Origin of the sequence: Oceaniferula spumae (assembly GCF_042849255.1) — a bacterium.
Classification (GTDB): Bacteria; Verrucomicrobiota; Verrucomicrobiia; order Verrucomicrobiales; family Akkermansiaceae; genus Oceaniferula; species Oceaniferula spumae.
On the sequence record NZ_AP026866.1, the window covers coordinates 3,994,551 to 4,007,393 of the forward strand.

At 52.0% G+C, this 12,843-nt stretch carries 11 protein-coding genes and 1 other RNA gene; 7 read left to right on the forward strand and 5 right to left on the reverse strand.

Features of this window, described 5'->3' with window-relative positions; all coding sequences use genetic code 11:
* Positions 1–17 precede the first annotated feature (17 nt).
* Both ACSPJT_RS16990 and mazG read left to right on the forward strand, forming a co-directional pair.
* Entirely contained in the window at positions 18–863 is an 846-nt protein-coding gene (locus tag ACSPJT_RS16990; protein WP_435893752.1) for a rhomboid family intramembrane serine protease, read from the forward strand.
* Positions 864–923: 60 nt separating this feature from the next.
* On the forward strand, positions 924–1,721 hold the full coding sequence (gene mazG / locus ACSPJT_RS16995) for a nucleoside triphosphate pyrophosphohydrolase (protein ID WP_435893753.1): 798 nt from the start codon (positions 924–926) through the stop codon (positions 1,719–1,721).
* 40 nt (positions 1,722–1,761) lie between these two features.
* Here the strand turns inward: mazG and ACSPJT_RS17000 are convergent, their stop codons facing one another.
* Both ACSPJT_RS17000 and ACSPJT_RS17005 read right to left on the reverse strand, forming a co-directional pair.
* The gene (locus ACSPJT_RS17000) at positions 1,762–2,028 is read right to left on the reverse strand and encodes a DUF1844 domain-containing protein (RefSeq protein ID WP_435893754.1); all 267 of its coding nucleotides are present in this window, start codon (positions 2,026–2,028) and stop codon (positions 1,762–1,764) included.
* A gap of 33 nt (positions 2,029–2,061) precedes the next feature.
* Entirely contained in the window at positions 2,062–4,578 is a 2,517-nt protein-coding gene (locus ACSPJT_RS17005; protein WP_435893755.1) for a M16 family metallopeptidase, read from the reverse strand.
* 131 nt (positions 4,579–4,709) lie between these two features.
* On the opposite strand from ACSPJT_RS17005, the gene ssrS reads away from it, so the two are divergent.
* The 5 genes from ssrS (at position 4,710) to ACSPJT_RS17030 (ending at position 9,056) form a co-directional block, all read left to right on the forward strand.
* Positions 4,710–4,890, forward strand: a non-coding RNA gene (gene ssrS / locus ACSPJT_RS17010) — 6S RNA.
* A gap of 107 nt (positions 4,891–4,997) precedes the next feature.
* On the forward strand, positions 4,998–5,468 hold the full coding sequence (locus ACSPJT_RS17015; RefSeq protein WP_435893756.1) for a hypothetical protein: 471 nt from the start codon (positions 4,998–5,000) through the stop codon (positions 5,466–5,468).
* A 106-nt stretch (positions 5,469–5,574) separates the two neighbouring features.
* On the forward strand, positions 5,575–6,741 hold the full coding sequence (metX, locus tag ACSPJT_RS17020; protein ID WP_435893757.1) for a homoserine O-acetyltransferase MetX: 1,167 nt from the start codon (positions 5,575–5,577) through the stop codon (positions 6,739–6,741).
* Between the two features lie 148 nt (positions 6,742–6,889).
* Complete coding sequence (locus tag ACSPJT_RS17025) at positions 6,890–7,996, forward strand: CAP domain-containing protein (protein ID WP_435893758.1); 1,107 nt, start codon at positions 6,890–6,892, stop codon at positions 7,994–7,996.
* A gap of 79 nt (positions 7,997–8,075) precedes the next feature.
* Positions 8,076–9,056, forward strand: a complete 981-nt coding sequence (locus ACSPJT_RS17030) for a hypothetical protein (protein ID WP_435893759.1) — start codon at positions 8,076–8,078, stop codon at positions 9,054–9,056.
* Between the two features lie 44 nt (positions 9,057–9,100).
* Here ACSPJT_RS17030 and phoU read toward each other — a convergent pair whose 3' ends face one another.
* Genes phoU through ACSPJT_RS17045 form a run of 3 tightly spaced genes read right to left on the reverse strand, consistent with a single transcriptional unit; the run spans position 9,101 to position 12,842 of the window.
* The gene (phoU, locus tag ACSPJT_RS17035; RefSeq protein ID WP_435893760.1) at positions 9,101–9,793 is read right to left on the reverse strand and encodes a phosphate signaling complex protein PhoU; all 693 of its coding nucleotides are present in this window, start codon (positions 9,791–9,793) and stop codon (positions 9,101–9,103) included.
* Between the two features lie 49 nt (positions 9,794–9,842).
* The gene (gene pstB, locus ACSPJT_RS17040) at positions 9,843–10,673 is read right to left on the reverse strand and encodes a phosphate ABC transporter ATP-binding protein PstB (protein WP_435896208.1); all 831 of its coding nucleotides are present in this window, start codon (positions 10,671–10,673) and stop codon (positions 9,843–9,845) included.
* A gap of 30 nt (positions 10,674–10,703) precedes the next feature.
* A complete protein-coding gene (locus ACSPJT_RS17045) occupies positions 10,704–12,842 on the reverse strand; it encodes a PstA family ABC transporter permease (protein WP_435893761.1) in 2,139 nt (712 codons plus the stop codon).
* Position 12,843: the final 1 nt, after the last annotated feature.

The following is a 12,843-nucleotide window of genomic DNA, read 5'->3' on the forward strand; positions in this document are numbered from 1 at the left end:
CAGGCCAGAGAACTCACATGCCGCGACCACCGTCACGCTTTTCAGGCAGTCCTGTGGTGAAATGGTTACTGATCAGCAACATCGTGATTTTTTATGCCGATATGCTCTTCTTCAATTGGAAGCTCGTTGAGTGGGGGCATTTCAGTGCTGCTTTGGGGCTTCAACAATTTCAGTTTTGGAGGCTGCTGACGTTTCAGTTCATGCATGCCGACGGCCTGCATCTGCTCGGCAACATGATAGGGATATTTTTCTTTGGAACCTTCGCTGAGAAATGGTGGGGCAGTAAGAAATTTATCGTCTATTATTTGGCAAGTGGTGTGGCTGGAGCGTTGTTCTACGTCTTCCTCTTTTATGTTGGCTGGTTTGGCAAGGATCCCATCGCGATCCCTGGAGGTGAGGTTCCAGCTTCATACATTCCTTTGGTCGGCGCGTCCGCGGGGATATTTGCCATTCTCGTATGTACCGCAGTGATAGCCCCCAATTTAAAAATCCTGTTATTCTTCGTCATACCCATGAGCATGCGGACCTTCGCGATTGCGGCACTGGTTTTCGCGACATTGATGATTCTAACTAATGGCAATAATGCCGGTGGAGAAGCCGGTCACTTGGGTGGCGCGATTCTCGGGTATATCCTCATGAAAAATCCACACCTGCTCACCTTTGTGGGCAAGTTAGGCTCTAAAAAGCAAAAACGGGGTCAAGTAGTCGATGCCAAGATTGTGCGTGAGAGGAAGCTTAAACCTCGCATTAAAATCAACTTGGAGGACAGCGATGTGGATCAGATTCTCGATAAGGTGAGTCGAGAGGGAATTCAGAGTTTGACCGATGCAGAACGGGAGATTCTGAACCGGTCGCGTAGCTAATCGCTGTTAGCTACCTCTCGGGCCTTGCTTCTTTTCAAGGATATCCTAAATCTGATCTCCATGAATGATGCTGAAATGATAGACTGCTCGGAGGATGCCCACCAGTTGACTCGTCTTCGTGCGATCATGCACCGCCTCCGTGCTCCCGGCGGTTGTCCGTGGGATGCTGAGCAGACACACGAAAGTCTTTTACCCAATCTCATCGAGGAAACTTACGAAACGGTCGATACCATTCGCCGCGGTGATTGGGAGCATCTCAAGGAGGAATTGGGTGATCTATTACTCCAAGTGGTATTTCACAGTGAGCTGGCCGAAGAGGCTGGTAGATATAATTTTGATGACGTCGCCCGCATCGTCAGCGATAAACTTGTTAGGCGGCATCCCCATGTTTACGGAGATAGTTCTGTAACGGATACTGAAGGAGTCCTAAGCCAATGGGACGCGATCAAACGTCAGGAAAAGGGTGACGAGCAAGAAGCCTATCTGCACAATACAGGAAAGGGACTGCCTGCCATGCTGCGAGCCTCTAAACTACAAAAGAAGGCGGCCAAAGTAGGATTCGATTGGCCAGATGATCAGGGAGTGATCGACAAAATTCGCGAAGAACTCGTCGAAGTCGAAGATGAACTGGAATCTGGAGATCGCGAGCTACTCGGAGGAGAAATAGGAGACCTGTTATTTTCAGTCGTCAATCTGGCTCGCCGTCACAAGCTCGATCCGGAAATCCTCTTGGAGTCCACCAATGTAAAATTTGAAACCCGCTTCGCTTCGGTAGACAAGGGCCTACAAGCCGAGGGCAAAAGTCTGGCATCCGCCACACTCGACGAGATGGAACAGCACTGGCAGAACGCGAAGTGACTGAGCAGTTAGTATTTTCGATGCTCCCTGAGTAGAGGCATTACCCAAGATCCTCAACATTGGCATACAGCGCCCGGATATTGAGCAAGGCTTTTTCAAGGAGCGATGCTTCTTCAGCGGTTAGGTTCCCTTTGGTTTTTACCGCGAGCATTTCCAAGGAATCAAGCACTGTGGCAGCGGCCTTGAGATTGACGCTGGTTTCACCAGTCGATGGGTGTGGTAGCTGGCCAAGAAAGAGACCGGCGTTCTGTGCCTGGAGAAAAACGAAATCGTTGAATCTGGTATCGGCTTTTGGTGTGTCAGACATGATTATTTGAGTATGGGGTGTGAAAGTGGAAGGTTAAGCTTCGGGTGAAACTGTGACAATCACAGGTTCATGGGTGCCCAGGTATTTTTTAGCAGCCGCGCGGATGGCTTCATCTGTCAGTGCGCGGATTTCATCGGGTGCCTTGAGGTGATGATCGGCGGGGAATCCGAGTAAGCAATCGATCGCGCTCAGTCGTGCAAGAGATCCGATTTTTTGATTCGCCAGGGCGTGAGATGCCAGCCAAGTCGTTTTAACACTCTCAAGAGTCTCCTTTGGGATTCCGTTTTCAGCAATGGTTTTGATCTCACCTAACAAAATGGATTTTGCAGTGTCGAGTTGGTCAGGAGAGGTGCCCAGATAAAAGGCAAACATACCTGTGTTCACGCCATGGAATTGGGTGGCGGACACGTAGTAGGCCAGACCTAGGTCTTCGCGAATTTTAGTAAACAAAGGGCCTGCCATGTCCGTGCAGTAATCGTGAATCAGCTCAAGTGCGTGGTTATCGTCATCCGAGGCACTAGCCCCACGGAAGCCCACAGTTAGCACAGCCTGTTGTTTGTCGAGATGCAGTTCGTGCACGCTGGGTGTGGGGAATTCTTGATCACCGGTATGACTGCGTGTCCCCTTTGGCATGGTGCTGAATAATTCTTCGACCAATCTGGCGCACTTATCCGGATCAATGTCTCCAAATATAGCCACCACAGAGTTGGCCGCGGTGAAATATTTTTTATGGTGTTTAGCGAGATCCTCGCGGGTCAGTTTATTTAGAGACTCTTCGGTTCCCGATCCATTTAAACCATACCCTGCCTCACCGAAAAGCGACGGTCGGAGTTTGCGGAAAGCAACAGAGAGCGGATCTTCGGCCTGCTCCTGGAGTCCGGCAATCATGGCACCACGCTCGCGTTCTAACGCATCGGGTGGCAACACGGGGTTTTGAATCATATCTGCGACGATACCTAATGCTGTTTTTACATCAGGCTGCAGACAAGATGCGGATGTAAGTGTGGTGTTATTTCCGCAACTGATTCCGAAGCTTGCGCCCAGGGAATCCATGGTGACCGCGATTTCCTCAGCAGTGCGCGTGGTGGTTCCCTTGGTCATTAGCTTGGCTAATAGCGCATTGATGCCGGCGTTTTCCGTCGATTCCGATGGTAGACCCGTCAGCGTTGCGACAGTGATGGATACCGTCGGTAGCCGCGAATCACATTGGGTAACGAGAGTGAGCCCGTTTGTAAGTGTTCGGGTTTGCATTTCACCGCGTTGAACGGACGCTTCATTCTTGGCATCAGCTTCCTCAGCATCTTCCGGATCCAGCGAAGTGATGGTGAGCACTTGTGGAACTAGATAGGTCCGAGCGACCCGTTGAAGGTCATCGGTAGTGACTCGCGATACCATATCAATGTAATCACGGGTGAAGTTTAGATTGCGAGTATCATGCCAATTGGACGCCAAGTCCGAGGCTCTGCCCGACGCCGTGGTGAGGGTGCGGAATTGGCTGGCTAGAGTCATGCGTGTCGCCTTTTTAAGCTCATCGAAGAAGTCGCTGTTAGGCAATTGGGAGATTTCTTTCAATATAGCTTCCTGCAGCTCTTCGCGTTTATCGTGATCAACGATGGCAGAGACGGCGAACAATCCGGTCTGTCCGGGAGAAATCATACTCCATCCGGCGATGTGGTGACAGAGTCCCTGTTTTTCTCGGATGTTCTGATAGAGTCGGCTCGATCTACCCGATCCAAGAATCGTGGCCAGTACATCAAGCGGCGCTGCGTCCGGATGCTCCAAACTCGGAACCTGCCAAGCAAGCGTCAGCTTACTCGTGGGAATGGCAAAGGTGTCACGGCGAATCCTTTGTCCCAACTGAGGCGGCTCAGGGGTGACCTGAGCCAAACGGGTGAATCGGCGTGGAATATCACCGCAGATCTCCTCGAGATACTGCAGTAGCTCTTGTTTGTTGAAGTCACCGGAGATGCTGAGAAAAACATTCTCCGTGGTGTAGCGATCGCGATGATAGGAAACCATGTCCTCATGGCTTAGCTGATCAAACAGCTCTGTGTGACCGATGATTGGGTGTTGTCGTGGATCCACTGAATAGGCAGTGGAGTAGAGCAGTTGACTGTTACGGTCGTCAGGGTCGTCCAGCCCCATGTCGATCTCGCGTCGGATGACGTCCTTTTCCTTTTCAAATTCATCCGCAGGAAATGTGGGTTTGAAGACCATCTCGGTAAGCACTTTGAGAAATGTTTGGGTGCTGTCGGACGGGCCGTCGATATAGTAAACGGTTCTGTCGAAAGTCGTGTAGGCGTTCCACTCGCCGCCAGCCGCTTGCACGGTATCGGATATGGCTTTGCCATCATAACTTTCAGTGCCCTTGAAGACCATGTGCTCGAGCAAATGGGACAGACCGGCACCTAGGAAATTTCCTTCGTGCATGCTGCCGGTTGCTACCCAAGCTTGGGTGCTGATGACGGGAGCTGCGCAATCGGGATCGAGGATGATAGTGAGGCCGTTCTCCAGCTGGTGAACGCTGGCGGTGGTCGGAGGAAACTGCATGGCGGAACTTGGCCGCAGATTCGTCATTAGAGCAAGTGCCGATTGCATCGATGTCAACCTGCATTTCGAACTATAGTTTTGATTATGATGTAATATCCAGTTGCAACAAACGAGATGCCGCGATAACTAAGTGCAGGCTGCTGTGTTCGACCGCTAATGGTTGCACGCCCGAACCGATGTACTATATATGGGGGCGGCCCCTACGTTCTAATGTCATGCCTTTTCAGGAAAACAGAGGAGCGGAGGATGTCCCCAACCTTTTGAGTAACGGGAACGTGGCTCTTGCACCATGGACGGCACAGCGGCTTATTTTTTCTTCTACAAACTCTCTTATTATACGAGAGAGTTTATAGACGGATAAAATGATATCATTTTTTGTCCTTGTAAATAAAGGGGTTCGGTAGTTTTGTGTCTTCGTTATGCCGAAAAAAGCAAAGAAAAAGTCCGCCGCTAAGGCGCCTACTACATCCGCTTCTGCAAAGAAAGCGGCTCCAGCCAAAGCAGCGAAACCCGCCGCCACCAAAAAAGCGGCTCCTGCCGCCAAAGGTAAAGGCAGAGGAACACGCTACACTCCCGCACAAAAAGCCGAGGTGCTTAACTATGTCGACGAGGTAAACGCCAAGAAAGGACGCGGTGGCGCAGCAGCTGCATCACGCAAGTTCAAGATCAGCCAGATCACCATTGGCCAGTGGGTTAAAAAAGCAGGTGCTCCTGTCACCGCTAAGAAGACCAAAGCTAAAACATCAACCAAAGGTGCAGCCAAGTCTGCCGGCAAAGGATTTGCCGCTAAACTCCGCCGCCTTGCTGATGTGCACGAAGCAATTGGTAAAAAAGAAGCCGAGCTGAGCGCACTGCAGCAAGAATACGATACGCTTAAGAAGAGTCTCTAATTTTAATCACACACACAAGTGTCCGGCACCTTCTCAAGGAGGGTGTCGGATTTTTTTTGTCAGAAAAAACGATGTCCTAATGAGTCAATCTGTGGAGAATCGCGCCGTGTCCGTTGATTCAAATATCACTCCCGAGTCCACAGAAACTCACGTTTTACGTCTGGATGATGCTCCATTCCACTTTGCCAGTGGCGATGAGCTGCCATCCGTGGATGTGGCCTATGAAACCTGGGGCGAACTCAATGCCGATAAGTCCAATGCTATTCTTCTGACTCACGCACTCTCAGGATCACACCACGCCTGTGGTCACAATCCTGACATCCCCGAGGCGACCGTTCGCTGGAGCGACGAACTTCATGACGGCTGGTGGGAGGACTTCATCGGGCCCGGAAAAGCGGTCGATACCGACAAGTATTTTGTGATCAGTGCCAACTATCTAGGCGGATGCTACGGCAGCACCGGGCCGGCATCCATCGATCCGGAAACAGGTAAAGCATATGGTTCAAAATTTCCCCACCTGTCGGTCGTCGACCAGGTGAATATGCAGGCCAAGTTACTCGATTCGTTTGGCATCGATGTACTCCATGCCGCGATCGGTCCGTCTGTGGGAGGTCTGATTACCCTGACCTTTGCCACGCTGTTTCCAGAGCGAGTGAAAACGGTGATTCCCATCGCCAGTGGCATGAAAACGACGGTCCTGAATCGACTGATCCTTTTTGAACAAATCCTTGCGATCGAAAATGATCAGTACTTCAACGGCGGCGATTATTATGAAGGTCAGCGACCTGATTACGGCCTCGCCTTGGCTCGGATGATTTCTCACAAGACCTTTGTTCATCTCGATGCCATCGAGCGTCGTGCTCGATCGGAGGTGAGACAGGATGAAGAGACACTGGCATGGTATAAAGTGCAGGACACCTTCCAGAGTTACATGCTGCATCAGGGCAAAAAATTCGTGAAGCGGTTCGATGCGAATACCTACCTCCGAATCATCGACATGTGGTCGCGTTATGACGCCTGTGCCGAAGCCGGGGCTGCTAGTGTGAAAGAGCTCTTTGACCGCTGTGCGAAACACAATCACAAGTTCCTCGTTTTCAGCATCGATTCCGATTTCTGTTTCTATCCAGAAGAGCAGGCTGAGATCGTAAGCGGTCTTGAGAAAAGTGGTGTAGAAACCATGCACATCACCGTGCATTCGGACAAAGGGCACGATTCCTTCCTGCTCGAGCCCGCGCTCTACACGCCTCACATCGCTTACGCGCTTTCGTCTTAAGGTTGATCTTGAGACAATTTCCTAATCGGGGGTCGCTAGGCTTTGGTAGGTGGGTTTTCGGCAGCTCATAGAGTGTGTCTGACTCAGCTAGAAATGGTGTGGATTTCCGCTCTGGAATCTGAAATATTAGCACCAAGTGAATCCCGTCATGAAACAATCAGTAATTTTCACAGCCGGTGCAGGACTGGCATCCAGATGTTGTTTATGCGCAGTGAGCTTTCTGATGGTATCATCCCAGGCTTTCACTGCTGAGCTGAGTGCCGCATTCAAGGAGAATGCCTTGGCTGCGATGAAGAGTTCGGACAGCGCCAAACGCAAAGCCGCATTCCGGACTTTTCAATATCTCGGACCAGATGCACTAGCGGATTACCGCACGATTCTACAGAAAGCGCAGGCTCATCACCAGGCAGCGATGCGCCGCGTGATGGGGACGCGGGCAAATCCCTACATCGAACATGCTCGCGGGCTTGAGGAACTGGACACAGAACGCAGCCGCGTGATGGACTTGATTCATACCGACTGGAAAAAGGACCCAGGCAAAATTCGCATGCTAAAAACTGAAGTTGAAGGCATTGAGCGAAAATACAAACGGCTGGTGAAACTCGCCAATGCCAATACCTCGTCCATTGATCGGAACATGGGCATTGCGATGGATGCATTGTTGGAAATCCAATGGGAAATCACCAGCATTGAGCGACTTTCCGGCGGAGACAACAGTTCCGATTTGCCCGATAAAAAAGACATCGAAGACACCGTGGTCGAGGAATGCTATGAGGCAGAGGAATGGTATGAGCAGCAGAGCAAACGCAAGCAAACACTCCAGTCCGAGCTATCTGAGAAGACTGCACGTGAACACAATGCTGGGTGCAAATGGGCGAATAATTCGCAGAAAGATTTCTCAGATCACCTCAACCACGCCCGGATCATTATGGGGCTACATCCGATGGTGTTAGAGGAACGGCTCAGCGAGGCTGCTTGGGGGCACTCCAATGACATGCGAACGGGTGGCTTTTTCTCGCACACCTCTCCGCTTCCCGGGAAACGAACACCGGCCGACCGTGCTCGCCTGGCGAAGTTCGCCGGTAGCTGGACAGGTGAGAATATTTTTATGGGATCGCCCTCCTACACATCGGCCTATAATGGGTGGTTTGGCTCGGACGGGCACCGGTTTATTATGTTCACCAAAGGAGGGTCCAATGTCGTGGGAATCGGCGTAGATGGAGGCCATTGGACAATGATGACCGGACGGCAGTGATTTTCGTGCGAATAATACTTTCTATGCAACCATAGCACGAGTAGTATGGTTCTAATTGTAATAGAAGTATGATAGAATAATGCAAGCAACGCTCCATAACCCTCAAGAAACGAAAACCTGCGCTCCCGTTACCGATGGAAGAAAGTTAGGTAATTGTCTAATCGCCAACCACAAACTCAAGGACCTGATTTCGAATGAACTTCGAGCGGTTGGCTTCGATGTCATTCCCAATGAAATGGCCACGCCACGCACCGTGCACCTGCCAGTAGACCACTGGATCGATGTCGGAGCATTGTGTCTTCTGGCCCGCTCTGATTCCCCCGTATGTCTCAAGGACAAGAGCGGAGATCTTGTCGCATGGGTGGGTGCGAATACACCCGAAGAATGTGGCGGCGAGGTGGTTACCGAGGCGGATTGTTTCCGCATCCACTATCCTTGGAGTCTCCTCGAACTGAATGAGGAGGTACTGGGTATGATGGAAGGCTCACAAATCGCCGGCGATATCAGCCCATTAGCCCAAGTCGATGGTCATCTGCACCTCGGTGTTGGATCTAAGATTCTACCGGGCGTGGTGATCGAAGGTAATGTGATCATCGGGGAAAATTGCCGGATCGGCCCGAATGCCTACATCCGAGGTAACACATCGATTGGCGACCACTGCGAAATTGGGAATGCTGTTGAGATTAAAAATTCGATCATCTACCCATACAGTAAGATCAAACACCTTTCCTATGTCGGCGATTCTGTTTTAGGATCCCACGTTATGCTGGGTGCGGGAACCATCTTGGCGAACTATCGTCACGACGGGACAAATCATCGTTCGCTGGTGGGTGGAAAACTGCTCGATACCGGTCGGATCAAGTTTGGTGCTGTGCTGGGTGACGGAGTTCGGACAGGGGTGAACACTTGCGTTTACCCTGGCAGAAAAATAGGCCCCGGACGCATGACCCGCCCGAACTCGGTGGTTGATCGTGATTTAATGAACGGTGTTCCAGGCAAAGGCGGTGTAGTCCCAGAGGCGAGAGCCAGACTGTCAGCGGATTTCAATTACAATATCTGATTTTGATGCTCCACTGGATGTAACGTTCTCTTAATTGGGGGCTCTTACTGAAGCTCTGCAGGGAGCTCACCACCGTGGCGGATGTCCGTGGAGGTTTCTTCGAAGATCACATCCTCGGCGATGTTGGTAGCGAGGTCTCCTACGCGCTCTAGCCAGCGGCAGATGAAGACGAGATCGAGGTAATCACGGTATTGATCTGACTCGCCTTCCAGTGCTTTCGCAAAGTTACGAGAGGTGGTCTTGTGGCACTTTTTGAGGTTTTTTTCTCGGTCGATGACACCTACCGCGAGTTGCATGTTGCTGTCTGCGTAGGCAGTCAGGGCATCGGCCAGCATTCCGGAAGCCACTTGATAGAGGCCTTCGATATTACGTGTTTCAGGGATTTCCGAATTCTTCATCAGCTTCCTTGCCCGCTTGGCGATACTGACGGCCTGATCGGAAATGCGTTCCAGATGGTTGGCAAGTTTCATTGAGGCAATCACCATGCGGAGGTCGCTTGCAAGTGGTCGGAACTTGGTAATGATCGACATTCCGAGCCGATCAATCTCTACCTCGAGCCGATCTTCATCGTCGTCATCGGCAATGGCCGTGTTGCAGAGTTCCTTGTTACGTTCCAGCAGTCCGCGGATAGCGTTCTGAAGGTTGCGCTGGGTGCCAGCACCCATAGCGATGGTGGTTTCACGCAGCTGTCTTAGCGAATCGTCAAATGTGCTGAGGATATGTCCTTGGTTTGGCATAATAGTTAGATAAAAAGGTTAGTAAGTGGATGATTGGGGTTGGCAACGCTTAACCGAAGCGGCCGCTGATGTAGTCTTCCGTGCGTTTCTGTGAGGGGTTGGAGAAGATCTTGGCGGTGTCATCGAATTCGATCAGCTCGCCGAGGTAGAAGAAGGCAGTGCGGTCTGAAATCCGGGTGGCCTGCTGCATGGAGTGAGTGACGATGACGATGGTGAAATCCTTGCGGAGCTCGTTCATCAGCTCTTCCACCTTGGCGGTGGCAATGGGATCCAGTGCGGAGCAGGGCTCGTCCATCAGCAGCACTTTTGGCTGCACGGCGATCGAGCGGGCGATGCAGAGGCGCTGTTGCTGACCTCCTGAGAGGCCGAGAGCGCTGTCCTTGAGGCGGTCTTTGACTTCATCCCAGAGAGCGGCACCGTTGAGGCTGCGCTCGACCGCTTCATCGAGTTTGGCTTTGTTGGTAACTCCTTGGATACGCAGACCGTAGGCCACGTTATCGTAGATGCTCTTTGGGAAAGGGTTGTATTTCTGGAACACCATACCTACGTTTTTGCGCAGCTCGATGGGGTCGACATCGCGGCCGTTGATGTTCTGGCCCATGATGCGGATCTCGCCTTCGGTGACGGATGAGGTTTCCACCAGATCGTTCATGCGGTTCAGGCAGCGGAGCAGGGTGGACTTACCACAGCCAGAGGGTCCGATGAATGCGGTAACACGTTTCTCCAAGCATCCGAGGGTGATGTTTTTCAGAGTGTTGGTTTTACCGTTGTCATAGCTGAAGGAAACATTGTCGATTTCGATCATGTTCTTCAGTTCTGGCGGGGAGACCGGCTGGTCGATGATGCTGGGGTTTTCTAATACAGTAGACATGGATATAATTTTGTTAGAGTTAAAGAGCGGAATCTTCGATTACCATTTGAGTTTCTTACGCATGCGAGCACGCAGCCAGATGGACAGGCCGGCGAACATCATGACGACGATCATGAAGACCAGCACGGAGCCGTATTGCATGGGCTCAGTGTATTCGGACTGAGGGATGCGGCCGGAGACGGTGTAGATGTGGTAGGGCAGCGCTTGCACGTTCTGTGAGATGAACTCGAGGAACTTATCGAAACCGGTCGATTGCAGACCTTCGAATGGCAGGCTGGACTTCTCCGCCACTGCCGCGGTGAACATGATGGGTGCCGTCTCACCGGCGACCCGGGTGATCCCTAACACGGAGGCTGTTAGGATGCCGGGCATGGCGTAGGGGAGCACGGCGGTGCGGATGGATTGCCACTTGGATGCACCAAGCGCCAGTGAGGCTTCTCGGAACCCTTGCGGAACCGCGCGCAGCGATTCTTCACAGGAGGTGATGATCACCGGCAGCACCATGATGGCGAGGGTGAAGGCACCGGCGATGATGGAACTACCCCAGCCTTCGAAGCTGAGATAATACCAGCCATCGTAGTATTTGCTGAAGCCGCTGCGGCTGGCGAGTGACTTGGCCGAGTTGAGATCCTCGGTGTCCTCGAGCATGACGATTTTTTCCCGCTCCTGTTCACGAAGTTCAGGCTGGAAAAAGGAAGGGACGACCGGCAGGCGAACTTTATCGTGTAACGACGGGGTGTTGGTAAACTTGGGGGCGATCACCACGAAGAGACCCAGACCGAAAAGACCGAATACGATGGAGGGAACACCGGCGAGGTTCATCATCGCGAGGCGGATGGAGTTGATCATCTTGCCTTTGCGTGAGTATTCGCTGAGGTAAACCGATGAGGCCACACCGATGGCGAGGGCAATGATCATGCAGAACAGAACTAACAGCGCCGTTCCGATCAGTGGTCCGGCGACACCGCCACCGGAGTAGGAGTGGGTGTATTCCTTGAGCACCTTGATGACATTGGAATCGGCATTGGCGAGTTTGAAGGCCTGCATTTCCGTGGTGGGAAGCTGGATTTCACATGCCTTGCTGAGATCGAAGCGGATGTAGTCTTCTTCGATCACCTTGTCGTTCACCTCGGTGAGTTTCAGGCCAGGGTTGGCTTCGGTGATCATGATGAACTCATCGGTGGAAACCATGAGTTCTTCGCTATTGCCATCGAGGTCGAGTTCGATGCTGCCGCGATCGATGTTGTGCTGGTGCTTGACTTGAAGTGATGGGTTTTCGGTCAGGATCTGTTTGAAGAGATCGAACTGCATGTAGTAAGTCTGCGCTTTGAGATCGATGGCCCATTTTTTAGTCACCGTCTTGTTAGCCTCAGGTTCGCCCGGGTTGAAGTCGCCAGGAGCGGCTTGAAGATCAGTGAAGTGCACCTTGCTCAGGGTGATGGATTGAGTTTCCGGAATATCCAAGGGCATCAGACTCTCCAGCTCATCGTCGCCTTTTTCGGTGAGGTTGCCGTAGAGGATGTAGATCAGGTCGGTGGACTTGAGTGACTTCACGGTCTTCACTGGAATGTTATAGAATCCCTTGGTGAAGGTGACGGTGTAGGTCTCGGTGGTTTCATCGATTTCTCGGGCATCGGCCACAGGCAGGGTGCTGTCGCTGGCGCGCAGCTTCTCGAAGGTGGATTTGTCCAGGGCGATTGAGGTTTCCTTAGTGATCGGGAAGCCTATACGGGCATCGGTGATGCGCTTGGTATAGCCGGTGCGGAAGTCTTCATTTTGCTGTTCGATGATGGCGAGATAGCCGTCACCGATGACACTGCCTTCCTCGATCTTGAAGGTCTTGAACTTGAACGGCTGCTGCACAGACTCCTCGGACTCGATGGGCAAGTCCTTGTTATAGCGGCGCATGGTTTTGACCACTTCGGCAGGGGCGAGGAAGCCTTTGCCCTTGTCGAAACTGGCGACCTCCAGGGTCTCCGGTTTGCGACTGAAGAAGTCCCAGCCTTTATCGATCAGCACCGGGGCACCGCGGAAAATGATGATTCCGAAGATCAGCAGGGCGAAAATGACAATGGCATAAGTGCTGAGGAAAAGGGCACCGCGCTGGATTTTTTCAATGAATCCCGAGCGGGTCTTTTTCCCTGTGAACGGGCCTGATGGTTTTTCTGATGAGCTCATA